The organism is Nonomuraea deserti, assembly GCF_004348685.1.
In the GTDB taxonomy this organism is placed as follows: domain Bacteria; phylum Actinomycetota; class Actinomycetes; order Streptosporangiales; family Streptosporangiaceae; genus Nonomuraea; species Nonomuraea deserti.
This window is the reverse complement of the sequence record NZ_SMKO01000014.1, coordinates 73,944-100,777: the sequence shown is the minus strand read 5'-3', so window position 1 is coordinate 100,777 and position 26,834 is coordinate 73,944. Positions and strand designations below refer to the sequence as shown.

At 70.2% G+C, this 26,834-nt stretch carries 28 protein-coding genes; 14 read left to right on the top strand and 14 right to left on the bottom strand.

Annotated features, from left to right (window positions below):
* The 6 genes from E1292_RS50955 to pyrG form a co-directional block, all read right to left on the bottom strand.
* Positions 1-197, bottom strand: a 197-nt coding sequence (locus tag E1292_RS50955) for a hypothetical protein (RefSeq protein ID WP_165974449.1), incomplete at its 3' end; no start/stop codon positions are given.
* Positions 190-1,008, bottom strand: a complete 819-nt coding sequence (locus tag E1292_RS08780) for a segregation and condensation protein A (RefSeq protein ID WP_132510364.1) — start codon at positions 1,006-1,008, stop codon at positions 190-192. The genes E1292_RS08780 and E1292_RS50955, both read right to left, overlap by 8 nt.
* Entirely contained in the window at positions 1,005-1,940 is a 936-nt protein-coding gene (locus E1292_RS08775; protein WP_425465074.1) for a ParA family protein, read from the bottom strand. The genes E1292_RS08780 and E1292_RS08775 overlap by 4 nt, the downstream gene beginning before the upstream one ends.
* Positions 1,941-2,062: 122 nt before the next feature.
* Positions 2,063-2,986, bottom strand: a complete 924-nt coding sequence (locus E1292_RS08770; RefSeq protein ID WP_132593861.1) for a site-specific tyrosine recombinase XerD — start codon at positions 2,984-2,986, stop codon at positions 2,063-2,065.
* The gene (locus tag E1292_RS08765) at positions 2,983-3,636 is read right to left on the bottom strand and encodes an NUDIX domain-containing protein (RefSeq protein WP_246090012.1); all 654 of its coding nucleotides are present in this window, start codon (positions 3,634-3,636) and stop codon (positions 2,983-2,985) included. The genes E1292_RS08770 and E1292_RS08765 overlap by 4 nt, the downstream gene beginning before the upstream one ends.
* Positions 3,633-5,300 carry a CTP synthase gene (gene pyrG / locus E1292_RS08760; protein ID WP_132593859.1) on the bottom strand — a complete coding sequence of 556 codons (1,668 nt, stop codon included), beginning with the start codon at positions 5,298-5,300 and terminating at the stop codon, positions 3,633-3,635. Before pyrG ends, E1292_RS08765 begins: the two co-directional genes overlap by 4 nt.
* Before the next feature lie 110 nt (positions 5,301-5,410).
* Between pyrG and E1292_RS08755 the strand changes: the two genes are divergently transcribed.
* The 4 genes from E1292_RS08755 (at position 5,411) to E1292_RS08740 (ending at position 8,708) form a co-directional block, all read left to right on the top strand.
* Positions 5,411-6,061, top strand: a complete 651-nt coding sequence (locus E1292_RS08755) for an acyltransferase (RefSeq protein WP_132593857.1) — start codon at positions 5,411-5,413, stop codon at positions 6,059-6,061.
* Between the two features lie 38 nt (positions 6,062-6,099).
* Positions 6,100-7,224, top strand: coding sequence for an NAD(P)H-dependent flavin oxidoreductase (locus E1292_RS08750; protein WP_132593855.1), 1,125 nt, complete (start codon positions 6,100-6,102; stop codon positions 7,222-7,224).
* Between the two features lie 89 nt (positions 7,225-7,313).
* Complete coding sequence (locus tag E1292_RS08745) at positions 7,314-7,919, top strand: pyridoxamine 5'-phosphate oxidase family protein (protein WP_132593853.1); 606 nt, start codon at positions 7,314-7,316, stop codon at positions 7,917-7,919.
* An 18-nt stretch (positions 7,920-7,937) separates the two neighbouring features.
* Entirely contained in the window at positions 7,938-8,708 is a 771-nt protein-coding gene (locus E1292_RS08740; RefSeq protein WP_132593851.1) for a GntR family transcriptional regulator, read from the top strand.
* On the opposite strand, the gene E1292_RS08735 is transcribed toward E1292_RS08740, so the two are convergent.
* Positions 8,686-11,046: a GcvT family protein gene (locus tag E1292_RS08735; RefSeq protein ID WP_132593849.1), complete on the bottom strand. Its 2,361-nt coding sequence runs from the start codon at positions 11,044-11,046 to the stop codon at positions 8,686-8,688. The two genes, E1292_RS08740 and E1292_RS08735, sit on opposite strands and share 23 nt — an antisense overlap.
* A gap of 68 nt (positions 11,047-11,114) precedes the next feature.
* Between E1292_RS08735 and E1292_RS08730 the strand changes: the two genes are divergently transcribed.
* Together E1292_RS08730 and E1292_RS08725 are read left to right on the top strand one after the other, a co-directional pair.
* A complete protein-coding gene (locus E1292_RS08730) occupies positions 11,115-12,020 on the top strand; it encodes a choline/ethanolamine kinase family protein (RefSeq protein WP_132593847.1) in 906 nt (301 codons plus the stop codon).
* A gap of 4 nt (positions 12,021-12,024) precedes the next feature.
* A complete protein-coding gene (locus tag E1292_RS08725) occupies positions 12,025-12,630 on the top strand; it encodes a DUF4126 domain-containing protein (RefSeq protein ID WP_132593845.1) in 606 nt (201 codons plus the stop codon).
* 22 nt (positions 12,631-12,652) lie between these two features.
* On the opposite strand, the gene E1292_RS08720 is transcribed toward E1292_RS08725, so the two are convergent.
* Positions 12,653-13,453 (bottom strand): alpha/beta fold hydrolase, encoded by an 801-nt coding sequence (locus tag E1292_RS08720; RefSeq protein WP_132593843.1) that lies wholly within the window; start codon positions 13,451-13,453, stop codon positions 12,653-12,655.
* A gap of 4 nt (positions 13,454-13,457) precedes the next feature.
* Positions 13,458-14,294, bottom strand: a complete 837-nt coding sequence (locus E1292_RS08715) for a glucose 1-dehydrogenase (RefSeq protein ID WP_281284011.1) — start codon at positions 14,292-14,294, stop codon at positions 13,458-13,460.
* A 188-nt stretch (positions 14,295-14,482) separates the two neighbouring features.
* Here E1292_RS08715 and E1292_RS08710 point away from each other — a divergent pair, with 188 nt between their 5' ends.
* Positions 14,483-15,088 (top strand): hypothetical protein, encoded by a 606-nt coding sequence (locus tag E1292_RS08710; RefSeq protein WP_132593841.1) that lies wholly within the window; start codon positions 14,483-14,485, stop codon positions 15,086-15,088.
* Positions 15,089-15,147: 59 nt separating this feature from the next.
* Positions 15,148-15,723, top strand: coding sequence for a Uma2 family endonuclease (locus tag E1292_RS08705; RefSeq protein WP_132593839.1), 576 nt, complete (start codon positions 15,148-15,150; stop codon positions 15,721-15,723).
* Here the strand turns inward: E1292_RS08705 and E1292_RS08700 are convergent.
* Positions 15,720-16,283 carry a hypothetical protein gene (locus E1292_RS08700; RefSeq protein ID WP_246090011.1) on the bottom strand — a complete coding sequence of 188 codons (564 nt, stop codon included), beginning with the start codon at positions 16,281-16,283 and terminating at the stop codon, positions 15,720-15,722. The two genes, E1292_RS08705 and E1292_RS08700, sit on opposite strands and share 4 nt — an antisense overlap.
* Positions 16,284-16,681: 398 nt before the next feature.
* On the opposite strand from E1292_RS08700, the gene E1292_RS08695 reads away from it, so the two are divergent.
* Positions 16,682-17,566 carry a serine protein kinase RIO gene (locus E1292_RS08695; protein WP_132593837.1) on the top strand — a complete coding sequence of 295 codons (885 nt, stop codon included), beginning with the start codon at positions 16,682-16,684 and terminating at the stop codon, positions 17,564-17,566.
* 256 nt (positions 17,567-17,822) lie between these two features.
* Here the strand turns inward: E1292_RS08695 and uvrB are convergent, their stop codons facing one another.
* Both uvrB and E1292_RS08685 read right to left on the bottom strand, forming a co-directional pair.
* Positions 17,823-19,931, bottom strand: a complete 2,109-nt coding sequence (gene uvrB / locus E1292_RS08690) for an excinuclease ABC subunit UvrB (protein WP_132593835.1) — start codon at positions 19,929-19,931, stop codon at positions 17,823-17,825.
* A gap of 36 nt (positions 19,932-19,967) precedes the next feature.
* A complete protein-coding gene (locus E1292_RS08685; protein WP_132593833.1) occupies positions 19,968-20,201 on the bottom strand; it encodes a helix-turn-helix transcriptional regulator in 234 nt (77 codons plus the stop codon).
* Between the two features lie 154 nt (positions 20,202-20,355).
* Between E1292_RS08685 and E1292_RS08680 the strand changes: the two genes are divergently transcribed.
* Genes E1292_RS08680 through E1292_RS08670 form a run of 3 tightly spaced genes read left to right on the top strand, consistent with a single transcriptional unit; the run spans position 20,356 to position 24,053 of the window.
* Positions 20,356-21,981 (top strand): SPFH domain-containing protein, encoded by a 1,626-nt coding sequence (locus E1292_RS08680; protein ID WP_165974448.1) that lies wholly within the window; start codon positions 20,356-20,358, stop codon positions 21,979-21,981.
* Positions 21,982-22,027: 46 nt separating this feature from the next.
* Complete coding sequence (locus tag E1292_RS08675; protein WP_132593831.1) at positions 22,028-23,269, top strand: SPFH domain-containing protein; 1,242 nt, start codon at positions 22,028-22,030, stop codon at positions 23,267-23,269.
* Between the two features lie 10 nt (positions 23,270-23,279).
* A complete protein-coding gene (locus E1292_RS08670) occupies positions 23,280-24,053 on the top strand; it encodes a sporulation protein (protein ID WP_132593829.1) in 774 nt (257 codons plus the stop codon).
* On the opposite strand, the gene E1292_RS08665 is transcribed toward E1292_RS08670, so the two are convergent.
* Complete coding sequence (locus E1292_RS08665) at positions 24,050-24,835, bottom strand: class I SAM-dependent methyltransferase (RefSeq protein WP_132593827.1); 786 nt, start codon at positions 24,833-24,835, stop codon at positions 24,050-24,052. The two genes, E1292_RS08670 and E1292_RS08665, sit on opposite strands and share 4 nt — an antisense overlap.
* Before the next feature lie 184 nt (positions 24,836-25,019).
* On the opposite strand from E1292_RS08665, the gene E1292_RS08660 reads away from it, so the two are divergent.
* Entirely contained in the window at positions 25,020-25,262 is a 243-nt protein-coding gene (locus E1292_RS08660) for a hypothetical protein (protein WP_132593825.1), read from the top strand.
* A gap of 78 nt (positions 25,263-25,340) precedes the next feature.
* Here the strand turns inward: E1292_RS08660 and E1292_RS08655 are convergent, their stop codons facing one another.
* Positions 25,341-25,913 carry a TetR/AcrR family transcriptional regulator gene (locus E1292_RS08655; protein WP_132593823.1) on the bottom strand — a complete coding sequence of 191 codons (573 nt, stop codon included), beginning with the start codon at positions 25,911-25,913 and terminating at the stop codon, positions 25,341-25,343.
* Positions 25,914-26,009: 96 nt separating this feature from the next.
* On the opposite strand from E1292_RS08655, the gene E1292_RS08650 reads away from it, so the two are divergent.
* Positions 26,010-26,834: an SDR family NAD(P)-dependent oxidoreductase gene (locus tag E1292_RS08650; RefSeq protein WP_132593821.1), complete on the top strand. Its 825-nt coding sequence runs from the start codon at positions 26,010-26,012 to the stop codon at positions 26,832-26,834.

Sequence of the window (26,834 nt, the reverse complement as noted above, 5' to 3'; positions counted from 1 at the left end):
CGGTCGCCGAGGTGACCCTGGCTCAGGTGCTCGAACGGCCCACCCACGAGGTCGCCGCGGCGCTGCGTGGGCTGGCGGCGGAATACACCGCCGCCGGACGGGGTTTCGATCTGAGAGAAGTGGCGGGTCATCCAGGCGGGCAGTGGCGGCTCCGAGTCGGGAGACTTGCGGGGGTTGGGCAGTGGGTTGTCAGTCATGGGATGGTTTCTCCGCGGATTCCTCGTAGTCGTCCCCCACCGCGACGTCGCCGTCGTCGGCGCCCGTCCAGGTGACGTGCAGGTCGCCCAGCGGCTCGACCTGCTCGAACGTGACCGCCGACTCCCGGAACAGCTCCAGCACGGCCAGGAAGCGGGCGATGACCTCGAAGGTGCCTTCGCAGTCGGCCACCAGCGCCCTGAAGGTGGCCCGCCGGAGGCGCCGCAGGTGCATGACGAGGATGGCCGCCTGCTCTTTGACGCTCGCCAGCGGCTGGTAGATGTGCCCCACGTTGACGGTGGGCGGCAGCTTGGGTGTGAAGGCCCCGGCGGCGATCTTGGCGAGTTGTTCAGGCCCGATGCCCAGGATGAGCTCGGGCAGCAGGTCGGCGAACTGCGGCTCGAGCGGCACCGTACGGGGAAAGCGCAGGGACTCCTCGGCCATCCGCCCGGCGAAGATCTTGGCGACCTCTTTGTAGGCTTTGTACTGCAGCAGCCGTGCGAACAGCAGGTCTCTGGCCTCCAGCAGGGCCAGGTCCTCCTCGTCCTCCACCTCGCCCGACGGCAGCAGCCGGGCGGCCTTGAGGTCGAGCAGCGTGGCCGCGACCAGCAGGAAGTGGCTGGTCTGGTCGAGGTCCCACTCGGGGCCGCGGGAACGGATGTAGGCGATGAACTCGTCGGTGACCTTGGAGAGCGAGACCTCGGTGATGTCGAGCTTGTGCTTGGCGATGAGACCGAGAAGCAGATCGAAGGGACCCTCGAAGACGTCCAGGTGAACCTGGAACCCTTGGGGCTCGGTCTGCTCTGCGGTCACCTGGCCATTGTGGCAGGCGCGGGCCAGCGGGAGAGCACTTCGCGCGCGAGCTCGCGGTAGGCGTTGGCGCCGAGGGACGAGGGGTCGAACGTGGTGATCGGCTCGCCGGCGACGGTCGCGTCGGGGAAGCGCACCGTGCGGTTGATGACGGTGTGGAACACCTTGTCGCCGAACGCGTCGACCACGCGGGCCAGCACCTCGCGGCCGTGCAGGGTGCGGGCGTCGTACATGGTGGCGAGCAGGCCCTCGATCTCGAGGTCCTCGTTGAGCCGCTCCTGGACCTTGGAGATGGTGTCCATAAGCAGGGCCACGCCGCGCAGCGCGAAGAACTCGCACTCCAGCGGCACCATGACGCCATGGGCGCACGTGAGCGCGTTGATGGTGAGCAGGCCGAGCGACGGCTGGCAGTCGATGAGGCACACGTCGTAGTGCGGCAGCAGCGGTTTGATCACGCGACCGAGCACCTGCTCGCGGGCGACCTCGGTGACGAGCTGCACTTCGGCGGCCGACAGGTCGATGTTGCTCGGCAGCAGGTCGAGCCCCTCGACGCCGGTCTCGAGCAGGACGTCCTCGGCGGTGACGCCGCGCTCCATCAGCAGGTTGTAGACGGTGAGGTCGAGCTGGAGCGGGTTGATGCCCAGGCCGACGGAGAGCGCGCCCTGCGGGTCGAAGTCGACCAGCAGCACCTTGAGGCCGTATTCGACGAGGGCGGCGCCCAGGTTGATGGTGGTCGTGGTCTTGCCGACCCCGCCCTTCTGGTTGACCATCGCGACCACGCGCGCCGGGCCGTGCACGTCGGGCACCACCGGCTCGGGGAACACGGGTCTGGGCCGCTGCGTGGGCCCGAGGTTGACGCCGTTGGAAGGCGCGTTGGTCTTCGTGTCGCCCCAGGGGTTGTCGGGGGTCCCCGGGGTCGAACCCTTGGTCGTCACAGTCACCAGCTCGAACCTCCCTGACGATCCCGAACCGGACCGTCCGGACGGACACTATGGCGTCACCACTTAACGCGGCAAGGCGGCACGCCGAGGGTGCCGCACACCGCAAAGACTATAGATCACTGCCGGGCCCGTGGATGCGCCGCGGCGTAGACCTCGCGGAGCTTGTCGACCGTGACCAGGGTGTAGACCTGGGTGGTCGTCACCGAGGCGTGGCCGAGCAATTCCTGGACCACCCTAACGTCCGCGCCACCGTCCAAGAGATGAGTTGCGAAGGAATGTCGGAGAACATGGGGAGATATGTTTTTCAGCCCGGCTCGTTCGGCGGCCGCGTGGAGCACCTCCCACGCTCCCTGCCTGGTCAGACGGCCTCCCCTGGCGTTCAGGAAGACGGCCGGCGTGCCGCGCCCGTGGGCGAGCAGGCCGGGCCGGGCGCGCACGAGGTAGGCGTCGAGGGCGGAGCGGGCATAGCGTCCCAGCGGCACGACGCGGGTGCGGCCGCCCTTGCCGCGCAGGCGCACCTGCTCGTCCTCGAGGTCGTCCACGGCCAGCCCGACGGCCTCCGAGATGCGGGCGCCCGTGCCGTAAAGGACCTCCAGCAGGGCACGGTTGCGCAGCGTGAGGGGCGCGCCGTCCGGGCCTGAGGCGGCGATGAGCCGCTCGACCTCGTCGACGGCGATGGCCTTCGGGAGCCTGCGCATGGGGCGCGGCGGGCGTACCTCGTGGGCGGGGTTGTGGGCCGTGACGCCTTCGCGCAGAGCGAAACGGTGCAGCCCGCGCACGGCCGACAGGGCGCGGGCGGCGGAGCTGGCGACGAGCGCCGGGTGCTCCCCGTCGCCCTCGCGCAGCGCGGCGAGGAAGGCCAGGACGTCGGCCTCACCCACCTCGTGGAGCTCCAGGCGCCCGCGCGCCCGCAGGTGCTCGTAGTAGCGGCGCAGGTCACGACGGTAGGACGCGAGCGTGTTGGCAGCCACGCCCTGCTCCACCGCCAGATGGGCGAGGTAGCTGGAGAGCACGGCCTCCACGATCGGTCCTTCCGTCACGCCTCCGGGGCGTCGGCGGGGCGCAACAGGGCGAGTCCCTCAACCGAAGCCGCGTACGCGGCGAGGATACCGGCCACGGCCGGGGAATTGTGGATCATTCCCATGAGCGCCTTTTCTACCGCGTCGGGCAGAGGGACCCATTTGACCGGCATGTCGATCTCTTCGTGCCGGTGCACGAAGCCGTTCTCCTCGTCGGGGATCTTGGTCAGGTCGCGGGCGAGGAACACCCTGATGCGCTCGTCGCTCATGCCCGGCGAGGTGCGCAGGTCGATGAGCGTGTGCCAGGTGGCGGCGCGGTAGCCGGCCTCCTCGGCGAGCTCGCGCGCGGCCGCGTCGACCAGCGGCTCGCCCGGCACGTCGCGGAGGCCGGCGGGCAGCTCCCACATCAGGTGGCGGGTGGGGTGACGGTATTGCCTGATGAGCAGGACGCGGTCCTGGTCGTCGAGCGCGAGGACGGCGACGGCCCCGGGATGGACCACGTAGTCGCGCTCGGCCGCCTCGTCGCGCGGCATCCTGACGGTGTCGGTGACCACCTTGATGACGTGGCCGTCGAACCGTTCCTTCGTCTCGAGCACGTCCCACGACTCGGGCGTGTCCTCGATCAATTGCCCCGCTCGCCGGTGGGGCGAGCCGTCGCCTTGGAAGCTCACTGGCCCACCGTCGTCGCGCCCACGCGGCCGTCGGCGTAGGCCAGGGCGGCGCCGATGAGGCCCTTGAACATCGGGTTGGCCCGGGTGGGCCGGGAGCGGAACTCCGGATGCGCCTGGGTGCCGATGAAGAACGGGTGGATGTCTGGGGGCAGCTCGGTGTACTCGACCAGGCGGCCGTCCGGCGACACGCCCGAGAAGACCAGGCCGACCTTCTCCAGCTGCTCGCGGTAGGCGTTGTTGACCTCGTAGCGGTGGCGGTGGCGCTCGTCGGCCTTGGCCATGCCGCCGTAGAGCTGCCGGGCGAGGGTGCCCTCGGCGAGCTTGGCGGTGTAGCTGCCCAGCCGCATCGTGCCGCCCATGTCGCGCTCGCCGGCGACGACGTCCTCCTGGTCGGCCATGGTGGAGATGACCGGGTGCTTGGTGTCGGGGTCGAACTCCGTGGAGTTGGCGTCCTCGATGCCCGCCATGTTGCGGGCGGCCTCGATGACCATGCCCTGCATGCCGAGGCAGATGCCGAGCAGCGGGATCTTGCCCTCGCGGGCGTGGCGGATGGCGCCGATCTTGCCCTCGATGCCGCGCACGCCGAACCCGCCGGGGATCAGCACGCCGTCGACGCCGTCGAGCTCGCGCGCGGCGCCCTCGGGGGTCTCGCAGTCGTCGCTCTTGACCCACCGGATGTTGACCCGCGCGTCGTTGGCGAACCCGCCGGCCCGCAGGGCCTCGGTCACCGAGAGGTACGCGTCCGGCAAATCAATATATTTCCCCACAAGGGCGACAGTGGCCTCCTTCGCCGGGCGGTGCACGCGGCGCAGGAGCTGCTCCCACTCGTTCCAGTCGACGTCACGGAACGGCAGGCCGAGCCGGCGCACCACGTAAGCGTCGAGGCCCTCGGAGTGGAGCACCTTGGGGATGTCGTAGATCGAGGCCGCGTCGACGGCGGACACGACGGCGTCCTCGTCGACGTCGCACATCAGGCTGATCTTGCGCTTGATCGCCGTCTGCACGGGCCGGTCGGAGCGCAGCACGATCGCGTCCGGCTGGATGCCGATGCTGCGCAGCGCCGCCACGCTGTGCTGCGTCGGTTTGGTCTTGAGCTCTCCCGAGGGCCCGATGTACGGCAGCAGCGAGACGTGCAGGAAGAACACGTTGTCGCGCCCCACCTCGTGCCTGATCTGCCGCACGGCCTCCAGGAACGGCAGCGATTCGATGTCGCCCACCGTGCCGCCGACCTCGGTGATGACGACGTCCACCTCGGGACCGGCCATGCCCCTGATCCGGTCTTTGATCTCGTTGGTGATGTGCGGGATGACCTGGACGGTGTCGCCCAGGTATTCGCCCCGCCGCTCCTTGGCGATGACGTTGGAGTAGACCTGCCCGGTGGTGACGTTGGCCGAGCCGTGCAGGTCGGTGTCGAGGAACCGCTCGTAGTGGCCGACGTCGAGGTCGGTCTCCGCGCCGTCGTCGGTGACGAAGACCTCGCCGTGCTGGAACGGGTTCATCGTGCCGGGGTCGACGTTGAGATAGGGGTCGAGTTTCTGCATGGTGACCCTGAGACCGCGCCCCTTGAGCAGGCGGCCGAGGCTGGATGCCGTGAGGCCCTTGCCGAGACTGGAGGCGACACCGCCGGTGACGAACAGATGTTTGGTTTGCGATGCGCTGCGCAAAGGGGCTCCCGTGGCTCGAGGTGTGGCCGAAGTGTCCACGGGCTCTCAGGATATCAAACAACGCCCCTCACATGGGCGAACGGCATGACCTGAGGGTAACTTTGGACTCTATGTCACTCGTACGGCGGGCAACGGGCGCGCTGATTCACCGCGTCTACCGGGCGATCCGCCGCGCAGGCGCGATCACTCCGGCGAGTCCGGCGGGCCACCGGTTCCGCCGGCTCGGCGACGGGGTCAGCATCGCGTTCCCCCCTGGCGCGATCTTCGGCGAGCAGTGGATCGAGGTCGGCGACCACACCCTGATCGGCGAGCGGGTGTCGCTCTCGTGCGGCATGGGCCCGGGCGTGGACCTCGGCCCGGGATCGATCCTGCGCATCGGCGGCGGCTGCTCGATCGGCCGGGGCACGCACATCGTGGCCCACCAGTCGATCGACGTGGGCGACGACGTCTTCACCGGCCCGTACGTCTACATCACCGACCAGAACCACGTCTACGACGACCCCGACGTGCCGATCGGCCGGCAGTGGCCGCGCAACAGCCCGGTCTCGATCGGCTCGGGCTCGTGGCTGGGCGCGGGCGCGATCGTCCTGCCCGGCACGACGCTGGGCCGCCAGTGCGTGGTGGCCGCCGGCGCGGTGGTGCGCGGCGAGTTCCCCGACCACAGCGTGGTGGCCGGGGTGCCGGCCAGGCGGGTACGCGGTTACACGCCCGAGTTAGGCTGGCACGCGCCGGACGTCGTCCTGGCCGACAGCGGATCCTGATCTGGACCGAACATCGTTCTGACGGTTAGCGTCACATCATGCGAACCGCCATCTGCGAGCGCCTGGGCGTCGAGTTCCCCCTGTTCGCGTTCAGCCACTGCCGCGACGTGGTGGCCGCGGTGACGAACGCGGGCGGCTTCGGGGTGCTGGGCGCGATCGCGTACTCGCCCGACCAGCTCGACACCGAGCTCACCTGGATCGACGAGCGGGTGGGCGGCCGGCCGTACGGCGTCGACGTGCTCGTGCCGGGCAGGGTCGACGCCTCCGCGCTCGACCGGCGCGCGCACCTGATGGACTTCATCCCCGAGCGGCACCGCGACTTCGTCACGCACCTGCTGTCCAAATACGGCGTGGGCGCGGCCCCGCAGCCGATGACGGCGGTGGCCGACGAGTTCGGCCGCAGGGTGACGGCGGCGGGGGCGACGGGGCTGATCGACGTCGCGCTCGAACACCGGATCGGGCTGATCGCCAGCGCTCTGGGTCCGCCGCCGCCCGAGATGGTGGCCAGGGCTAGGAGCGCGGGCGTGCCGGTGGCCGCGCTGGTCGGCACGGTCGAGCACGCGCGCAGGCAGGTCGCGGCGGGAGCGGACCTCATCGTGGCGCAGGGCACCGAGGCAGGCGGGCACACCGGCGAGATCTCCACGATGGTGCTGGTGCCGCAGGTCGTGGACGCGGTGGCGCCCCTGCCGGTGCTGGCGGCGGGCGGGATCGCGTCAGGACGCCAGATGGCCGCCGCCATGGCGCTCGGCGCGGACGGCGTGTGGTGCGGCTCGGTCTGGCTCACGACGGAGGAGGCGGAGACGCCGCCCGCGGTCAAGCGCAAGTTCCTGGCGGCCTCGTCACTGGACACGGTCAGGTCCAGGTCGCGTACGGGCAAGCCGGCCAGGCAGCTCCGATCGGCCTGGACCGACGAGTGGGACGCCAGCCAGGAAAGCCCCGGACCGCTGGGCATGCCGCTGCAGCTCCTGGTGGCCGAAGGGGCCATGGCGCGCATCGTGGCGGCGGCGGAGAAGGGCGAGCCGGGGGCGGTGGAACTGGTCAACTACTACGTCGGGCAGGTCGTGGGCCAGCTCGACCAGGTCAAACCGGCCAGGCAGGTGGTCTACGACCTGGTCAGCGAGTTCGGTGATGCCGTGGAGCGGCTCAAGCACCTGTCCGGGTGACGCCCGCGGCGGCCGGTCGGGGAGAATGGCGCCCGGCGGCCCGTTGTCACGCGCCGCGCTCCTTCACCCGAAGACGGAGACGACGAACCGTGGGCAAGACATACGACGCCATCACCGGCCGCTTGCGGGCGTTCATCGAGGCGCAGCCCGTGTTCTTCACGGCGACCGCGCCCCTCGCCGGCGACGGCACGATCAACCTCTCCCCCAAGGGGGTGAGCGGTTCGCTGGCGGTTCTCGACGAGCAGACGGTGGCCTACCTCGACTTCGCGGGCAGCAACGCGGAGACCGTCGCCCATCTGCGCGAGAACGGCCGGATCACCTTGATGTGGTGCGCCTTCCAAGGTCCTCCGACCATCGTGCGGGTGCACGGGCGCGGCGAGCCCGTCTTCAGGGACGACCCCCGGTGGGCCGAGCTGGTCGCCCGCTTCCCTGCGGTCGACGCCGGACTGCACGGGCTGCGCGCGATCGTGGTCGTCCACGCCGAGCTGATCCGCGACACCTGCGGCTTCGCGGTTCCCCTCATGTCCTACGAGCAGGACCGCGACCTGCACGCCAAGCGGTTCGCCCGGGAGGACGACGAGTCGCTCAACACCTATTTCTCCCGCAAGGAGCACGTCGCCACCAGCATCGACGGCTTGCCGGGCCTGCCGCTGCCCCTGCCCCCTCCACGGCCGCGGGAGCCCGCCAAGGGCTGACCGGGCTACGATGCGCGTGTGGTAGGGACACCGCCTCAGCTGGAGCGCGGCACCGGCGTCCCCGCGCACGTGCAGATCGAGCGGTGGCTGCTCGAGTCGATCTCCAGCGGCGAGCTGGCGCCGGGCGATCGGCTTCCCGGTGAGCGCGAGCTGGCCGGGCGGCTCGGCGTGAGCAGGATGACGCTCAGGCAGGCGCTGGCCACGCTGGAACGCGACGGCGTGCTCGTCAGGATGCCCGGCAGGGCGGGCGGCGCGTTCGTGGCCGAACCGCGCATCGAGTGCGACCTGACCGGGCTGACCGGGTTCACCGAGCAGCTGCGGCGGGCGCACCTGCGGGCCGAGGCGCGCATCCTCGTGGCGGCGACGGTGCCCGCGCCCGCGGCGGTGGCCAGGGCGCTGCGGGTCGCGCCCGGCTCGCCGGTGCACGAGGTGGCCAGGGTGCGCTCGGCGCGGTCGGCCAGGGGGCGATCGCCTGTGGCGCTCGAACGCTCCTACTTCCCCGACCTGCCCGGCCTGCTCGACCAGGATCTCACCGGCTCCCTCTACGCCCTGCTGGCCGGCCGCTACGACCTGGCGCCGCGCACGGCGGTCGAGCGGCTCGACCCGGTGATCGCCCGTCCTGCCGAGGCCGCGGAGCTGGGCATGACGCCGGGCGCGCCGCTCATGCTGATCGAGCGCACGGCGTACGCGGCCGGCGGCATGCCCGTGGAGTTCGCCCGCGACCTGTTCCGTCCCGACCGGGTGCGGATCTCGGTGCGCAGCGGCGTCACGGAACCAGCGGGGTCCTGACCACGGTTCCCGGCACCCAGGCGCCCTCGACCTCGATCTCCACCCCGGCCCCCGGCTCGACCGGCAGGTAGGCGTAGGCGATTGACCGGCCGGCGGTGTAGCCGTACCCGCCGGAGGTGACGCGGGCCAGCACCTGGCCGTCCACCCGGACCGGCTCGTTGCCGAGCGCGATTGCCCTCGGGTCGCTCAGCGTCACGCAGCGCAGCCTCCTCCCGGGGTCGGGGTCGAGGGCGTCCCTGCCGAGGAAGTCCTTGTCCGGCTTGACGCAGAACCCCAGCCCCGCCTCGTACGGCGTCGTCTCCGGCCCGATGTCGGCGCCCCACACCCGGTAGCCCTTCTCCAGCCGGAGGCTGTCGATGGCGCGGTAGCCGCAGGCCGCCATCCCGTGCGGCTCGCCCGCCTCCCACAGCGCCTGCCACAGCGCGAGCCCGTACTCGCTGGAGCAGTAGAGCTCCCAGCCGTGCTCCCCCACGAACGTCACCCGCAGCGCCAGCACCGGCACGTCGCCCACGGTGAGCTCACGTGACGACATGAACGGGAAGTCGAGCGGGTCGGGGGTGAGGCCGGACAGGATGTCGCGGGCGCGCGGCCCCCACAGGGCGACGCAGGCGTACTGGCCGGTGACGTCGGCGATCCTCGCGGTCGAGCCCGTGAGCGCGGCCTGTTTGCGCAGCCAGCCGAAATCGTGCGTGCCGCACGCGGTGCCGGTGACGATGAGGAACTCCTCCTCGCCGCGCCGGGTGACGGTGAAGTCGCACTCGATGCCGCCGCGCCGGTTGAGCGCCTGGGTGTAGGTGACGGCGCCCACCTCGCGAGCGACCCGGTTGTCGCACACCCACTCCAGCAGGGTGGCCGCGTCGGGACCGGTGACCTCGATCTTGGCGAACGAGCTCTCGTCGAACAGCCCCGCGGCCGTGCGCGTGGCCCGGTGCTCCGCCCCGGTCGCGGGCGACCACTCGCGCCCCGCCCAGCCGGCGGGGCGCTCGCCGTCCCCTTCGGCGGCGTTGGCCGCGTAGTAGTTGACCCGCTCCCAGCCCGCCTTCTCGCCGAAGACGGCCCCGTGCCGCTGGTGCCACGCGTACGCGGGCGAGACCCGCAGCGGCCGTCCCGCCGACCGCTCATGGCCGGGATAGCGGATGTCGTAGTACGTCTCGTAGTTCTCGACCGCGCGCTTGATCGTGTACGACGGCGAGCGGTAGTGGCGGCCGAAGCGGCGGATGTCCATGTGCCGGACGTCCATGGCGGGCTCGCCCTCGACGATCCACTCCGCCATCACCTTGCCGATGCCGCCGGCACCGGCGATGCCGTGGGCGCAGAACCCGGCCGCGACGAAGAACCCGCCCACCTCCGTCTCCCCCAGGCAGAACTCGTTGTCGGGGGTGAACGCCTCGGGGCCGTTGATCAGCTTGCGGATGCCGACGTCGGCCATCGCCGGCACGCGGATCCTGGAGTTGTCGGAGATCTCCTCGAATCTCGCCCAGTCCTCGGGCAGGAGCCGGCCGTTGAAGTCGGGAGGCACCGCGTCGAAGGTGTCGGCCCCGGCCGTCCAGGGCGCGCACGTGCGCTCGTAGCCGCCCATGACCAGGCCCTGCACCTCCTGCCGGTAGTAGACGAGCAGGTCGGGGTCGCGCAGCGTGGGCAGGCCCGTGTGGTCGTGAAAGGCGTCGGTCACCACGTACTGGTGGGACATCGGCACGATCGGGACGCGCACGCCGGCCATGCGGCCGATCTCGGCGGCGAACATGCCGCCGCAGTTGACCACGATCTCGCAGTCGATGTCGCCCTGGTCGGTGCGCACGCCGGTGACCCGGCCGCGGGCGGTGGTGATGCCGAGGACGCGCGTCTTGGTGCGCAGCCTCGCCCCGCCCTCGCGGGCGCGCGCGGCCAGCGCGTAGCAGAGCTGGGACGGGTCCACCTGCCCGTCCGTGGGCAGGTACGCGGCCCCCACGACCCTTTCGGGGTCCATCAGGGGGAACAGCTCGACGGCCTCCGCCACCGAGATCTCCCGCAGCGGCAGCCCGAACGTGCGCGCCCAGCCGATCTGCCGGCGGATCTCCGCCATGCGCTCGGGCGTGGAGGCCAGCTTGATGCCGCCGCACTCCGTCCAGCCGGCGTCGAGGGTGCGGTAGAGCTCGACGGAGTACTGGTTCATGCGGGTCAGCGTCGGGTCGGCGCGCAGCTGGCCGACCAGGCCCGCGGAGTGGAAGGTGGAGCCGCTGGTGAGCTCGTCCCGATCCAGCAGGACGACGTCGCGTTCGCCTAGTCGGGTGAGGTGGTAGGCGACGGACGTGCCGCCCACCCCACCACCGATGATCACGATGCGGGCCGAGTCGCTCATGGTCGCGAGGCTAACCGCCGTACCATAAAAGGTCTAGACCGTTTAGGCCGGTGGAGCTAGCATCGACCATGGCCGTTGCCCAGCTCCTCGATCGCATCCCCCTGCTGTCCGGCGTGCCACGAGCCGTGGAGGAGCTGCCAGGAGGGCTGACCAATCGCAACTATAAGGTGACCACGCCCGGCGGCGCGTACGTCGTGCGCGTGTCGGCCAGCGACGGCACGCTGCTGGCCATCGACAGGGACGCCGAGCACGCCAACTCGCTCGCCGCGGCGCGCGCCGGGGTCGGCGCGCCGGTGCACGCCTACCTGCCCGGCCAGGGGGTGCTCGTGGTGGGTTACCTCGAGGCGCGCACGTTCACCGAGGCGGATCTGCTCGATCCGGCCAACCTGCCGAGGGTGGCGGAGGTGTGCCGGCGGTTGCACGCCGGGCCGCGGTTCGTGAGCGACTTCGACATGTTCGACGTGCAGCGGCGTTACCTGGAGATCGTCCAGGAACGCGGCTTCCGGCTTCCGGCCAGATATCTCGACTTCATGCCCGCCGTGGCCGAGATCCGGAAATGTCTGGCTATACGGGATGAAGGCACGGTTCCGTGTAACAACGACCTCCTGCCCGGCAACATCCTCGACGACGGCCGGCGCCTCTGGCTGATCGACTACGAGTACGCCGGCAACAACGACCCCTGCTTCGAGCTCGGCAACGTCTGGAGCGAGTCCGACCTGCCGCTGGACCACCTGGAGGCGCTCGTCACCGCGTACTACGGCCGCCCGCTCCGCCACAGGATCGCCCGCGCCCGCCTGCTCGGCCTGATGTCCAAGTACGGCTGGACGCTCTGGGCCTCCATCCAGGACAGCGCGAACGAGAGCATCGACTTCGACTTCTGGTCGTGGGGGATGGAGAAGTACGAGCGGGCGGTGGCCGAGTTCACCGGTCCCGCCCTGACGGGCCTCATGGACGACGCGGCCCGGGCAGACTAGGGGCATGCTCGCCGCTCTGACCGGTCTGGGCCTGTCCACGGCCGCCGGGCTCAACGCCTACATCCCGCTTCTGGTCGTGGGCGTGCTCGCCAACCTCACCGACGCCGTCAAGCTCCCCGACGGCTACGCCTGGCTGTCCAACTGGGGCGTGATCGCCGTGATCGGGGTGTTGCTGATCGCGGAGACGGTCCTCGACAAGGTCCCCGCCGTCGACAGCGTCAACGACGCCATCCAGACCGTGATCCGCCCGGCGTCGGGCGGCGTGGTGTTCTCCGCCACGAGCGCCGCCGCCGAGCTCGACCGGTCGACCTGGATGGCCGAGCACCCGTGGGCCGGATGGCTGCTGGGCATCGTGATGGCGCTGGCCGTACACGTGATCAAGACCACCGCCCGGCCGGTGATCAACGTCGGCACGGCCGGGACCGGCGCGCCGGTCGTGAGCACGGCGGAGGACGCGGGCTCGCTCGGCCTGAGCCTGGTCGCGATCTTCCTGCCCGTCCTCGTGATCGTCGCGCTGCTGCTGCTCGCCGTCCTGAGCTGGTGGCTCATCAGGAGAGTACGCCGCCGACGCGCCCGCAGAAGGGCGGCCGGAGGCCTCCCCCCGGCCTGACCCCGGTCCGGTCGCCGGCCGGTCACGTCCGCAGGCGGGCCACCCATCCCTCCACCAGGTGCACGAACTCGGCGGCCCGTTCCTCGTGCAGCCGGTGGCTCGAACCCTCCCAGCACACCACCTTCGAGGCCGGATCGCTCAGCAGCCCGGCCTCCCAGCGCGCCCGGCCCGGATCCGACCAGATCGACAGCACCGGGCACCGCCTGCGCGCCAGATAGTCGTCGGAGGCCGGCCGCACCCCGATCGCGTCCGGACCGGTGAACATCGCCTCGAACGCCTCCGCCAGCACGTGCGGCGGCATGCCGTGCAGCCGGCGTTTGTGCCAGCGCCTGATGACGGCGGGGGTGGCGGCGTTCGTGCACCACTCGTCGATCTGCTCGGCGACCGTGTGCGCGTGCTCGCCACGCAGGCCCGCGATCATCCGGGGGAAACCGGCGGCGATGTCCGCCGTCATGCCGTAGCCGGGGTCGACGGCGACGATCCCGCGTACCTGCCGGGGATGCTCGACGGCGAGGATGGACACCACCTGGGCGCCCATCGAGTGCCCGGCCACGGTCGCCTGCGGGATGCCGAGGTGGTCGCCGAGCAGGGCGTGCAGGTCGCCGGCCATCGCGCGGGGCGTGTTGCCCGTCTCCGGAACCGACGAGTAACCGTGCCCGCGCAGGTCGACGGCGATCACGCGGTGCCGGACCGCCAGCGCGTCGATGTGCCACGACCACTGGTGCGAGTCGGCGCCCCACCCGTGGACGAGCAGCAGCGGCGGCCCGTCACCGTCATCGGTGTAGAAGAGCCGGACATCCTCCCCGACGTCGGCGTACGGCATCCGCCTACCGCTTCCCTTCCGGCCGGTCGTCGTCCGGCCCGTTCCCGTCCCGCGGGCCCTCTTCCTGCCGGTTCCCCTCCATACGGCTTCTGTCGGGGCGGAGCAGCAGCGCGGCCTCCCCCGCCGTCAGCCCGCCGTCGACGGCCAGCTCGGCCCCCGTCACGTACGAAGCCGCGTCGGACAGCAGGAACGCGATCGTCTCCGCGACCTCCTCCGGCTCCCCCCAGCGCCCGGCCGGGGCGAGAGGAAAGGTGCCGTCGCCGGACACCGCGCCGAGCGGCTCGGTCATCGTGGTGACGATCATCCCGGGATGCACGGAGTTGACCCGGATGCGGTGCCGCCCGAACTCCAGCGCCGCGATCTTGGTCAGCCCGCGCACCCCCCACTTCGAGGCGCCGTAGCCACCCGTGCCGGGCAGGGCGCTGAGGCCGGCGACCGACGACAGATTCACGATCGCGCCGCCGCCCGACTCCCGCATGGGCCCCACCACCGCCTTGAGGCCCAGGAAGACACCGAGCAGGTTGACCCGCAGCACGTGCTCGAACTCCTCGGCCGACTGCTGCTCGATCATCAGCATGGTGGCGATGCCCGCGTTGTTCACCAGCCCGTCGAGCCGCCCGTGTTCGTCGACCGTCTGAGCGACCACCGCCGCCCACTGATCCTGATCCCGCACATCGTGGGCGATGAAGCGGGCGTCCAAATCCTTGGCCGTGGCCGTACCCTCGTCAACCAGCACATCCGTGAGGACCACCCGCGCCCCCGCCGCGGCACACCGCCGCGCCGTCGCGGCCCCCATCCCCCTCGCCCCGCCAGTGACGATCACAACCTTGTCCTCAAGCACCGCCGTGTTCCCTTCTGCCGCACAAGCGCCTCAGGCCGCGTCGCCGGCCGGCGTGACCCGCTGCCCGGCGACCGATGTCGATGGTGAACTGAAACACAGGCCAAACTGATCGATCAAGAGCGGCCCCGGCCAGGCGCGCCAGACCCGCCCTGCCCGACTATCCTTCACATCATCGATTCCCACAGGAGGTGGCGGAGATCAGCGAAATCCTTCTCATCGCACTGGTGATCCTGGCGTTCCTCCTGTTGCTGGGCGGCGTCGGCATCTACGTGCTGGTCAAGCTGGGAAAGAAGGCCGCGGTCAAGGCCAGGGAGGCCACGACCCGGATCACCACGCACGTCAACGCGATGGGCACGGGCGAGGCCGCAGAGGTCGAGCGCCTCCGGCTCGACCTGCGCCGCGAGATGTCACTCACCCGCCAGGCCGTCGATCAGGCCCAGCGCCAGGGGTGGGGTCTGGGCGACCTGCCGAGGATCATGGCCGACCTGACGAAGCATGTCGACACGCACGACGGGCAGCTGGCGATGTTCGCCCAGCAGCAGCGCGTGTCTCCTTACGTCGACCACGTCACGCTTGACCGGCTCAGGGAGCACCAGGCCAAGCTGACGGCCACGTGCGCCCGCATCCGCACCGGCCTGCTCAACGACCAGGTCCACCACACCGCGTCGGGCATCGCCGATCTGACCTCCCGCACCGACCTGGAGATCGAGGCCCGCCGCCGCGACCCCGACCCGCTGGACGAGATCGACGACCTCTACCGCCGCACGATGGAGGAGCGCAGGAACGAACCCTGACCATCGCTCCTTGTGACACAATGGATGCGTCGCGTGAGCTTCGCTGAGGAGGCATTCCGATGACCACGGCCCTCCCGGAGTGGTTCTACCCCGGCCCTCCCGGTGGCTGGACCGCCGACATGCTCGATCACCTTCCCCCCGACGCGCCCCGGCACGTCGAGCTGATCGATGGGTCACTCATCATGATGTCGCCGCAGACGGCCTTTCACCTCTATGCCATCAGGCTGTTCGAGACCTCTCTCAAACCGCCGACGCATCTGGCGGTCGTTCGCGAGATGACGGTCACGCTGGGCATGCGCCAGCGTCCGGAACCAGACATCCTCCTGGTGAAGAAATCAGCGATCGGCGCGAGAACCACTTCTTTCCGGCCAGAGGATGTGCACCTCGTGGCTGAAGTGGTGTCGGAGGAATCCCTGGAGAGGGATCGGACGACCAAACCGATCAAATACTCCAACGCCGGCATCAAGCACTTCTGGCGCGTCGAACAAGAAGACGGCGTGCCCGTGGTCTACACCTTCGAACTCGAGCCTGCGGTCAAGGCCTATGTCCCTACGGGTATCCATCGCAAGCGCCTGCAGCTCAACGTGGGATTCGAGGTGGACCTCGATCTCACCTTGACCTGGCCACCCGCTTAGGGGCCGCTCCCCCAGTCACCGAAGATGACCGCGGCCAGTTCCGCCTCGGAAGCGCCCTTGCCCACCAGGGCCTTGGTGGCCTGGGCCTGCTCCACGGTGGGCAGCCGGCCGTCCAGGAGCGCGGGCAGGGAGAGGCGCCGCAGCAGCACCTCCGACGCCGAGATCCCGTACGGCCGGCGCGTCACGGCCACGTTGACCCGCAGCGCGTGCTCGTTGCCCGGCGGCACACCCGGACGGTCGATCTCGATGGCCGAATAACGGAAACCGTTGGCCAGGTCGCAGGGGGCGCACCCGGCCGGGCCCCTGCTGAGCCGGCCGCCGCACTCCGGGCAGGTCAGGCGGTCGTACGCGGCGTCCACCACGCGCCACACATGCCGGTCCGGTTCGTCCACGACCATCTCGGCGATCAGCCGCTCGCCGGGCGGCTCCGGCGCGCCGAACTCGCGCTCCAGGAAGGCCCGCCAGCCCTCCTCCACGATCTCGTCGACCAGCCTCGCGCACCGGGCACAACCATGGGCACCGGCCGGCTCCCACTGCCCGCACTCACCGCACCGTCGCATGCCCGCAAGGTACACAACCGTCCGGCCGTCCCGCACCGCGATATCCGACCCGCGCACCTCGGGCCGGGCCGGGCCGACATGCGCGAGCCGGGCCGACATGCGCGAGCCGGGCCGACGTGCGCGGGTCTTGCCGACGTGCGCGGGCCGGGCCGGGCACACCTGTGCGGGCCGCACACGTCGGCGGCATCCGCCCGCGACGCGACACGCCGTTTATTCGGTTGCGGCGCTCACGATCGACCGGCATAGTCGGTCCGAGTCGATCGCTGCGACGCGAAGGGAGGGTGAGACCGTGATGACGATTGTTCGCGTGCCGTTTTCCGCGTCCTCACACCTTCCCACCGGGCGTTCGCTGACCTGATCGACGAGCCGGTGGGTCTCACTTCTGGAGCAATCCCACCGTGCCCAAGCACTCGCAACACCGCCGCCGCGGCAAGTACGCCCTCGACGCCGACGACATCGCCTGGCTGGAGAGCACCTCCTCGAACACCTCCTCCGGAACCGACGACGGCCCGCCCGAAGGTGATCGCTGGTCCACCTGGGACCAGAGCACGCCCACCGAGAAGGGCCCCCGGCCCTACCCTGACTGGCTGGTCACCGAACTGGCCGCCGTCGACACCGAGCACGGCGTGCTCAAGACCGGCAAGGAAGCCGACGTCCACCTGATCTCGCGTGGCGTGCCCGGCACCGACCGCGAGTGCCTGCTGGCCGCCAAGCGCTACCGCTCCTCCGACCACCGCCTGTTCCACCGCGACGCCGGCTACCTGGAGGGACGCAGCACACGCGAGAGCCGGATGAACCGGGCCATGGCCAACCGCACGGCCTTCGGCAAGCAGGTGATCGCCGCTCAGTGGGCGGTGGCCGAGTTCGCCGCCCTGTGCCGGCTGTGGGAACTCGGAGTGCCGGTGCCGTACCCGGTGCAGATCGTAGGGACGGAGATCCTGCAGGAGTTCATCGGCACGCGGGACGGCTTCGCGGCGCCGCGGCTGGCCCAGGTGTCCGACGACCTGGACGACCTGTGGGAGCAGCTGGTCACGGCCATGGTCACCCTGGCCAGGGAAGGGCTGGCCCACGGGGATCTGTCGCCGTACAACCTCCTGGTGCACGAGGGCAGGCTGGTCATCATCGACCTTCCGCAGATCGTGGACGTGATCGCGCATCCGGCGGGCCCGTCGTTCCTCGACCGCGACGCGCGCAACGTCGCCACCTGGTTCGCCGCCAAGGGCGTCACGGCCGCCGACCCCGGCTCCCTCGCCGCCCTCCTGCGGGAGGAAGCGCGGATGTGACCGCCCCCGCCCCACGTCGTCGCGGCCGGAGCCCGCCCCGGGCCCGGTCGCGTCGCTCCCGGAGCCCGTTGCCACCGGTACATCGGGCATCGGGCATCGGGCATTAGGGGAGCGGGTCCGGCCGTCGACCGCGTTGGCGCCACCAACACGCGCTCAGTCGTTCCACGCGGGGCGCCACCAACACGCGCTCAGTCGTTCCACGCGGGGCGCCACCATCACGGGCTTTCCACGCGGGGCGCCACCGTCACCCGCTCGGTTATTCGACGCCTGCCTCGCGCATGTCGCGCAGCTCGCGCTTGAGCTCCTTGATCTCGTCGCGCAGCCGGGCGGCCACCTCGAACTGCAGGTCGGCCGCGGACTGGTGCATCTGCTCGGTCAGCGAGTCGATCAGGGACTCCATCTGTGCCCTGGGCATCTCGCCGGCGATGGCCTTGGCGTGCTGACCGGCCTGCCGGGCGGCGAAGCCCGGCACCGGCGCCTTGCCGCGCGACTGCTGGCGGCCCCCGCCGAGCAGCCGGTCGGTGTCGGCGTCCTCGCGCTGCAACGAGTCGAGGATGTCGGCGATCTTCTTGCGCAGGGGCTGCGGGTCGATGCCGTTGGCTTCGTTGTAGGCGATCTGCTTGGCCCTGCGCCGGTTGGTCTCGTCGATCGCCCGCTCCATCGACGGGGTGACCTTGTCGGCGTACATGTGGACCTGGCCGGAGACGTTACGGGCGGCGCGGCCGATGGTCTGGATCAGGGACGTCTCCGAGCGGAGGAAGCCCTCCTTGTCGGCGTCGAGGATCGACACCAGCGAGACCTCGGGCAGGTCGAGGCCCTCGCGCAGGAGGTTGATGCCGACGAGCACGTCGAACTCGCCGGTGCGCAGCTCGCGCAGCAGCTCGATGCGGCGCAGCGTGTCGACCTCGCTGTGGAGGTAGCGGACCCGGATGCCGAGCTCCAGGAGGTAGTCGGTCAGGTCTTCCGACATCTTCTTGGTCAGCGTGGTGACCAACACGCGTTCGTCGCGCTCGGCGCGGTCGCGGATCTCGTGGACCAGGTCGTCGATCTGGCCCTTGGTGGGCTTGACGACGATCTCGGGGTCGACCAGGCCGGTCGGGCGGATGACCTGCTCGACGACCTCGCCCTTGACCCGGCCCAGCTCGTAGGGCCCGGGAGTGGCCGACAGGTAGACCGTCTGCCCGATGCGCTCCAGGAACTCCTCCCACTTGAGCGGCCGGTTGTCGAGCGCCGACGGCAGCCGGAATCCGTGCTCGACCAGCGTGCGCTTGCGCGAGGCGTCGCCTTCGTACATGGCGCCGATCTGCGGCACGGTCTGGTGGGACTCGTCGAGCACCAGGACGAAGTCCTCGGGGAAGTAGTCGAGCAGCGTGTTGGGGGCGCTGCCGGCCTCGCGGCCGTCCATGTGGCGCGAGTAGTTCTCGATGCCGGAGCAGGTGCCGATCTGGCGCATCATCTCGATGTCGTACGTCGTGCGCATGCGCAGCCGCTGCGCCTCCAGCAGCTTGCCCTGGCGCTCGAGCTCCGACAGGCGTTCGGCCAGCTCCGCCTCGATGCCCGCCACGGCGGCCGTCATGCGCTGCTCGCCCGCGACGTAGTGGGAGGCGGGGAAGATGTAGAGCTCTTTGTCTTCGGTGATGACCTCGCCGGTGAGCGGGTGCATGGTCGAGAGCTTCTCGATCTCGTCGCCGAACATCTCGATGCGCACGGCCAGCTCTTCGTATTTGGGGATGATCTCGATCGTGTCGCCGCGCACCCGGAACGTGCCCCGGGTGAAGGCGAGGTCGTTGCGCGTGTACTGCATGTCGACCAGGCGGCGCAGCAGCTGGTCGCGGTCGACGTCCATGCCGACGCGGAGCCTGGCCATGCGGTCGACGTATTCCTGCGGCGTGCCCAGGCCGTAGATGCACGACACGGAGGCGACCACGATGGTGTCGCGCCGGGTGAGCAGCGAGTTGGTCGCCGAGTGGCGCAGGCGCTCGACCTCGTCGTTGATCGAGGAGTCTTTCTCGATGTAGGTGTCGCTCTGCGGGACGTAAGCCTCAGGCTGGTAATAGTCGTAGTAGGAGACGAAATATTCGACCGCGTTGTTCGGCAACATCTCGCGGAGCTCGTTGGCGAACTGCGCGGCCAGGGTCTTGTTGGGCTGCATCACCAGCGCGGGCCGCTGCAGCCGCTCGATGAGCCAGGCGATCGTGGCCGTCTTGCCGGTGCCGGTGGCACCCAGCAGGACGTTGTCCTTCTCCCCGGCCTTGACGCGGTGCTCCAGCTCGGCGATGGCCGTCGGCTGGTCGCCGGAGGGAGTCATCTCGGTGACGACCTCGAAGGGCGCCACCTTCCGCTGCAAATCTGTGACCGGTCGCATGGTGCCCACTGTAGGCGGCCGGACTGACAGAAAACGTCATGCGGACCGTTCGCCGATCCTGGGGAACGGGCTGGTGGAGAAGACCACTTCGACGGGCACCTCGAAATAGCCGGCGATGCGCAGCGCCAGGTAGAGGCTGGGGCTGTACTCCCCGCGTTCGAGATAGCCGACGGTCTGGTAGTGGACTCCCAGGGCCTCGGCGAGCTGCCTGCGGGTCACGTTCCGCTCCGCGCGCAGCAACGCGATGCGGTTGTGGACGGTCTCGCTCATCGAACTCCTCGCGTGCATCCCCGACGTAGTACGTCCACTACATAAGCAGCACACCTGCTACGGACAGCCATACATATGTGATGCCCCATTGCAAGCGAACAGTAAGTCATTCCCGATACGGTCGGAATCGCCTGTAGCGGAAAAGGAAGGTCCAATGTCACGTCCCAGAGAGGCACTACGCCAAGCAGGTCAGGGCATCGCCCAAGCGGTGGCGCAAGGGGGTGACGTACGCCAGGCGATGGGTCAGGCCGTGGGGCAGTTCGCCGGCCAGGTGGGGCCTCAGGGCGGGCAGGGCCAGGCCCCGGGCTTCGCGCTGAACCCGCACGACTTCGCGGCGGCCCGCGACGGCGGCGCCTCCATCGGCACGCTCATCGAGGCCAGAACGGCGTCGCTGAACGAGGCCGGCGAGATCGTCAACCGCAGCTTCGCCGACAACGGCATGCACGTCATCTCGCCCGTGGTGATCCCCAAGGGCAGCACCGCGAAGGTGCTCGTACCCCTCGGCATCCTCGTGGTGCTCGGCCTGATCGGCGCCCTCGGCAACGTCATCCCCAACACCGACCTGATCTTCGGCCCGCACTACTGGTTCGTGCTGGTCCTGGCCGCCGTGTTCCTGTGGTGGCGGCGGAGCGTGGTGATGGTGCCCGAGGGCTGCAAGGCGCTGATCACCAAGTTCGGCAAGCTGGTGCACATCGCGGATCCCGGACGGGTGACGCTGTTCAACCCGTGGAAGCGGGTCAGCTACATCGTCAACACCACGCGCGAGTACCCGTTCAACGCGCCGATCAGCGAAGCGCCGACCCAGCAGGGCGTCAAGGCGAGCGTGGACCTGTTCCTGCAGTTCAGGATCGAGAACCCGGCCGAGTTCATCTTCGTGCTCGGCTCGGTCAGCGGCTTCCAGTCGAAGCTCCAGAACGCCATCAGCGAGGTCACCCGCTCCCTCATCTACGCCCAGCGGGCCGAGGAGATCTACGACCTGGTGGGCGAGAGCACGCTCGGCATGCTGGAGAGCCTCAACCAGCAGTTCCTGCCCGCCGTACGGCTCACCGACGTGAACATCACGCACGCCGAGCCCTCCAGCCAGGAATACCGCATGGACCTGGCGGCCCCCGAGATGGTCCGCGTCGCCAAGGAGGCCTACACCTACGAGTACGAGCTGAACCTGCGCAAGGAGCAGAACGAGGGCGACCTGATCAAGGAGCTGGCCGGGCTGCAGGAGACGCTGAGTGCCATCCAGGCCGAGATCGCCGGCTACCAGGCCCGCATGGACACCGCGCTCGAACGTGCCACCCATCAGGCCACGGCGCAGGCCAGGCAGCGGCTGGTCGAGGCCGAGTCCACGGCCAACGCCAACGCCGCGCTCCTGGAGGCCCAGGCCCTGGACATCAGGGCGCTGTCGGCCGCGGAGGCGCCCGAGATCCTCGACTACCGCTTCCAGCAGGACCTGCTGACCAAGCTGGAGTCCGTCTCGGCCCGGCTGCCGCAGGTGGTGCAGGTGGGCGAGCAGACCGACATCGACTTCCTGGCCCTGGCGCAGCAGCTGGTGGGCGGTAAGGGCGCGGTGCTGTTCTCCCCCGAGGACATGGCCGCCATCCGCTCCAGGCTCGACGAGATCGGCGCGCGCGTGGCCGGCCGGGAGGACGAGATCGTCGCCCTGCTCAAGAAGGCCGCCGCCGACGTGGGCGAGGCCGTGGAGCCGCCGCAGCCCGACCCGGAGCTCGAACGGACCGTCGAACGCCTCCTGCCGGGCGGCCGGGCCCAGGGAAGTGAGCTCCTGTGAGCAGAGAGCCGAACCGACGCGTTGACGAGGAACTGGTGAGCGACCGATGAGCAGGGAATTCTCGAAGATCAAGGAGTCGCTGGCCTCCTGGGGTGAGATCCGCCAGCTGCTGCGCGGCGGCGAGCAGGGCCAGCTCGTCCCCGTCGTGATCCCCAAGGACCGCCGCGGCTTCGCCTGGATGGCGCTGGTGTTCCTGGCCCTCTACTGCGCCGGCATGGCCGCGCTGACCGACCTCACGATCATCGCCGCGCTCGCGGCGCTGCTCTTCCTGGCCCTGGCGCTGGTCACGATGTGGCGCAAGGCGATCATCGAGATCGAGGAGGGCACCACCGGCGTACGCAGCCGATGGGGCGCCATCACCAGCACGCTGCCGCCCGGCCGCCACTACCTCTGGCTGCCGTGGGACCGGGTGGACGCGGTCGTCGACACCTCGACCGAGATTCCGTACTCGGCGCCGATCGTGGCCTGCCCCACGGCCGAGAACGTGCCGCTGAAGTCGATCGAGTTCTTCCTGAAGTTCCGCATCGTGGACCCGGTCGCGTTCGTCCGCACGATCGGCGCGGGCAACTTCGACCTGGTGCTCTCCAGCGCGGTGCAGGACGCGATCAGGCAGCGCAGCCGCAGGGTCCACACCGAGCGCGCGTACGACCTGCGCGGCTCCGACGTGGGCGACATGCAGGACGCGCTCAACCGCCAGCTCGGCAGGTACGGCGTGCGCATCACGGGCGCCAACATCCCCGACGTCCAGCTGCCCGACCAGTACCAGCAGCACCTGTCCACCCGGGAGAAGGTGGCCAAGGAGATGTCGGCCTACGAGCGCGAGTGGGAGCTGACCCGCAAGCGCCGCATCGACACCCTGCTGATGGAGATCGAGCGCTCCAAGAAGACCCGTGACGCCCGCGTGGTCGAGGTCAAGGCCGCCCACAACACCGCGCGCAAGGACGTGGCGCGCATGCTGGAGGAGCAGGAGACCGAGGCGCAGCGGGTGACGTGGGAGATTGAGGCGCGCGGCAGGGCCGAGCTGACCGCCGCCGAGAACGAGGCCAAGGCGCTGCGCCGGCTGGCCGAGTCGTACCGGGACAACCGGGCCGTGCTGCAGTACGAGCTGGCCCGCAAGCGCCTCGACGTGGGCGCCAAACTGGCGGAGAACGCACCCCAGCCGCTGGTCGTCCGCACCCAGCAGGGGCAGTCGGACTCCGCGCTCTCCACCCTCCTCCTGGCCCAGCTGCTTCCCCGCATCTCGGGCACGGGTTCCGGCCACATGAACGGCCACACACCTTCCGCATAGGAGAACCCCCATGGTGTTCCGCAAGTTGATGGCCGCGTTCGGCGCGGGCGTCGAGGTTGACACGGTGCTGACCAACACGGGAGTGCGCCCCGGCGAGCTGCTGCGCGGAGTCGTCCACTTCCGTGGCGGCAAGGCGGACTACAAGGTCGAGGGCATCCACATCGACCTGACCGCGGTCGTGGAGGTCGAGTCGGGCGACAACGAGTACAAGTCGACCTACAGCTTCCTGCGCCAGCAGGTCTCGGGGCCGTTCCAGCTCGCCGCGGGCGCGCAGCACCAGCATCCGTTCGAGGTGGCGATCCCGTGGGAGACGCCGATCAGCGCGATCGCGGGGCAGCCACTGCACGGGATGAGGCTCGGCGTGCAGACGGAGCTGGCGCTGGCGGGCGCGCTCGACAAGGGAGACCTCGACCCGCTGTTCGTCAGCCCGCTGCCCGTCCAGGAGCACGTGATCGCCGCGCTCGACCGGTTGGGCTTCCGGTTCAAGAAGGCCGACCTGGAGCGCGGCACGCTCTACGGCTCGACGATGCCGTTCTTCCAGGAGATCGAGTACTACGCCGGCGGCAAGTGGCGGCGCTACTTCAACGAGCTGGAGCTGACGTTCATCGCCGTGCCGGGGAAGATGGACGTCATCCTGGAGGCCGACAAGCGGGGCGGCTTCCTGACCTCCAGCCATGACGCCTACAACCGGTTCACCATCCGCTACGACGATCCGCCCGGCGCGGCGGGTCAGGCCCTGGAGCGCGGGCTGGAGAAGATGGCCCGCAACCGCGGGTGGTTCTAGACCCGCGTCACGGCCAGCAGATGACCGCTGGCCCCCAGGAGCGACGGCTCGCACTCCACCTTGCGGGCGGCGTCGAGCAGCAGCTCGCGCCGCCCGTCGTCGTCCAGCCAGGCGTTCACGTCTCCGTAAAGCCAGAACACGCCTTCCAGGCCGTAGCGGTGCGGCTCGGGCAGCCCGGCGTCGGTGAACTCGCCGGGGATCTCCTCAGGGGTGTGCAGGTAACCCCGGAATCCCGTCTCTACGGTCGAGACGATCGTCCCGGTCTCGACCGAGCGGTAGTCGGCGGCGCGCGCGGCCTGCTCCGTGAAGGTCCCGTGGTAGACGCTGTCGTGCAGGGCCGCGTACCTGCTGATGAAGGCCGCGGCGACCGTGCCGCCGGGCCGTGCGGCCCGCCGCGCCTCGGCCAGCGCCCGGACGCGGTCTGCCCGCTCGGGCAGGTGGTAGAGCGGCCCCAGCAGCAGCACCGCGTCGGCCTGGCCGTCCGGGACCGGCAGGTCGCGGGCGTCGCCGAGCCGCGCGGTCACCCCCGGCAGCGCCGCCGCCTCCGTGACGTGCAGGGGCACCGGGTCGATCACCTCGACGGCGTACCCGTCGGCCGCCAGCCACTCGGCGTGCACGCCGGCGCCGCCGCCCACGTCGAGCACCCGGGCGGGTGGCGGGGGCAGCGTGCGGCGCAACACGTCGCGGGTGCGGTGGAACTCCAGCCTGCCGCGCCCCTGGCGCAGCCTGGTCAGCTCTCCGCCGCGCTCGTAGTAGGCGCGGACTTCCGGATCCATGATCATGCCGCCGGATCCTACGTTCGGCCGCGGTCCGGTTTCGACGCATTTTCCGCCTGACACCGGCTCCCCCACGGGTGTCTGAGGAAAAGTCCACACAAGTTGTGTGTCATATGTCGATGAGTTCCGCCGCCGTTCGATGTCTATTTAGAGGGTGCCGGCAAACGGCACGTGTGGAGAGGAGCCCGACATGTTCACCACGACCGAGCTTGCGCAGGTGCTCTTCGCGACCGCTCTGCAGCCGTCGGACCGGCTGTCGCCCGTCCAGATCCGCGAGGCCGTGGACGAGCGGCTGTGCGCGTGCGGCGGCGACGCGTCCTGGTGCGCGGAGTACGTGGCGCAGGAGGCGGGCGACCATCCCGAGACGTACGTGCGGCGGATGCGCTGGGCGCTGGGCGCGGTCGCCGACGCCTACACGCTGGCCGCCGCCTGACACACCTGACACGCCTGGCGCACCGGGCGTGCGGCGGGTGCTCGGCGGGCACGGGACAGGCGGCGCCCGGCGGCGCCGTCACGCGTCCGAGGTGCCCGACATGGGACGGCCCAGCAGGTCTCCGGCCACGGCCGCCACGTGCGGAGCGAGGTCGTCGAGGCCGGCCCCGGCCAGCGCCGGGGTGGCCACGACCGAGCGCAGGATGCCGATGCCGACCAGCCAGGCGCTGAGCAGCTCCGCCCGCAGCTCGGCGTCGTCGCCCTCGGCCAGGTCCTCCAGGGCCCTGACGTAGGTGGTGCAGACCTCCTCGCGGATGCGCTGCCTGGTGTCCTCGTGGGCCGAGGAACGCAACATGGCGACCAGCGGGTGCTCGCCGCCGTAGCGGGTCCAGTCGGCGAAGACCACGGAACGCACCATGCGGGCGACCAGCTCCTCCTCGGGGCCGTCGAGCAGGTCGGCGGGAATGTCGGCGGTGATCTCGTCGAAGAGCTGTTTCTTGCTGCCGAAGTAGCGGAAGATCAGGCCGGCGTCGACGCCGGCGTCTCCGGCGATGTCGCGCACGCTCGTGCCGTCGTAGCCCTCGCGGGCGAAGCGCAGCCTGGCGGCCTCCAGCAGGCGCGCTCTGGTGGCCTCCCGGTCCCTCTTCCGCACGCGGGACTCCCTTCGTAGTCATCGATCGTTGACATTGTACGGCCATGCTGTGTTACGTTCCCTCAAGTCAGCGTTCGATGACTTTAGGAATGAAATATGCGGACATATGTCGTGTCGGGTGGCACAGCCGGTATGGGGAGAGGGTTGGCCCGCCACTTCCTGCGGCGCGGCGACCAGGTGACGATCATCGGCAGCGACCCCGCGAAGGGGCGGCGGTTCCTCGACGAGGCGGCCCGCGCCGGGGCCGGCGACCGGGCCGCGTTCGTCCAGGCCGACCTGACCTCGGTCGCGGAGAACGTCCGCGTGATCAAGGAGATCGCGGCGCGGCACGACGCGCGGGACGGGCTCGTCCTCACCGCGATGCGGCACTTCCCCGGCCGGGTGGTGACACCTGACGGATTCGAGGCCGCCTTCGCCCTCTACTACGTCAGTCGCATGCTGCTCAGCTACGGGCTGACCGGCCCGCTGGAGAAGGGCGGGAACCCGATGATCGTCAACGTGTGCGGGGTCGGCGTCACCAAGGGCCGCATCCACTGGGACGACCTGTCGCTGAAGAACGGCTTCGGCCCCATCAAGGCCGTGCTCCAGGGAGGCCGCGCCACCGACCTCCTCGGCGTCGCCTACACCGCCAACCATCCGGGCGGGCGTACGCGCTTCCTCCTGCACCACCCGGGCTTCACCGACAGCGGCGCCGACAGCCTCGGCCAGCCGGCCAGAACCGTCATCAAGGTGCTGGCCAGGTTCTTCGCCCAGCCGGTCGAGAAGAGCATCCAGCCGATCATCGAGCTCATGGACGACCCGCCGGGCCGCGGCCTGCTCGCCTACGACCGGCGCACTCCGGTCGACCCGTCGCTGCCGACCCTCGACCCAGGTGACGCGCGCCGCCTGTACGAGCAGACCGCGCACCTGCTGCGGCCGTGA

What these genes read in the sequence shown, in the direction of transcription:
- E1292_RS08755 (WP_132593857.1), top strand. Translation starts at nt 5,411, where the DNA reads ATGTCACTCGTACGGCGGGCAACGGGCGCGCTGATTCACCGCGTCTAC.
- E1292_RS08750 (WP_132593855.1), top strand. Translation starts at nt 6,100, where the DNA reads ATGCGAACCGCCATCTGCGAGCGCCTGGGCGTCGAGTTCCCCCTGTTC.
- E1292_RS08735 (WP_132593849.1), bottom strand. Translation starts at nt 11,046, where the DNA reads ATGAGCGACTCGGCCCGCATCGTGATCATCGGTGGTGGGGTGGGCGGC.
- E1292_RS08730 (WP_132593847.1), top strand. Translation starts at nt 11,115, where the DNA reads ATGGCCGTTGCCCAGCTCCTCGATCGCATCCCCCTGCTGTCCGGCGTG.
- E1292_RS08725 (WP_132593845.1), top strand. Translation starts at nt 12,025, where the DNA reads ATGCTCGCCGCTCTGACCGGTCTGGGCCTGTCCACGGCCGCCGGGCTC.
- E1292_RS08720 (WP_132593843.1), bottom strand. Translation starts at nt 13,453, where the DNA reads ATGCCGTACGCCGACGTCGGGGAGGATGTCCGGCTCTTCTACACCGAT.
- E1292_RS08705 (WP_132593839.1), top strand. Translation starts at nt 15,148, where the DNA reads ATGACCACGGCCCTCCCGGAGTGGTTCTACCCCGGCCCTCCCGGTGGC.
- E1292_RS08700 (WP_246090011.1), bottom strand. Translation starts at nt 16,283, where the DNA reads ATGCGACGGTGCGGTGAGTGCGGGCAGTGGGAGCCGGCCGGTGCCCAT.
- uvrB (WP_132593835.1), bottom strand. Translation starts at nt 19,931, where the DNA reads ATGCGACCGGTCACAGATTTGCAGCGGAAGGTGGCGCCCTTCGAGGTC.
- E1292_RS08685 (WP_132593833.1), bottom strand. Translation starts at nt 20,201, where the DNA reads ATGAGCGAGACCGTCCACAACCGCATCGCGTTGCTGCGCGCGGAGCGG.
- E1292_RS08680 (WP_165974448.1), top strand. Translation starts at nt 20,356, where the DNA reads ATGTCACGTCCCAGAGAGGCACTACGCCAAGCAGGTCAGGGCATCGCC.
- E1292_RS08675 (WP_132593831.1), top strand. Translation starts at nt 22,028, where the DNA reads ATGAGCAGGGAATTCTCGAAGATCAAGGAGTCGCTGGCCTCCTGGGGT.
- E1292_RS08670 (WP_132593829.1), top strand. Translation starts at nt 23,280, where the DNA reads ATGGTGTTCCGCAAGTTGATGGCCGCGTTCGGCGCGGGCGTCGAGGTT.
- E1292_RS08665 (WP_132593827.1), bottom strand. Translation starts at nt 24,835, where the DNA reads ATGATCATGGATCCGGAAGTCCGCGCCTACTACGAGCGCGGCGGAGAG.
- E1292_RS08660 (WP_132593825.1), top strand. Translation starts at nt 25,020, where the DNA reads ATGTTCACCACGACCGAGCTTGCGCAGGTGCTCTTCGCGACCGCTCTG.
- E1292_RS08650 (WP_132593821.1), top strand. Translation starts at nt 26,010, where the DNA reads ATGCGGACATATGTCGTGTCGGGTGGCACAGCCGGTATGGGGAGAGGG.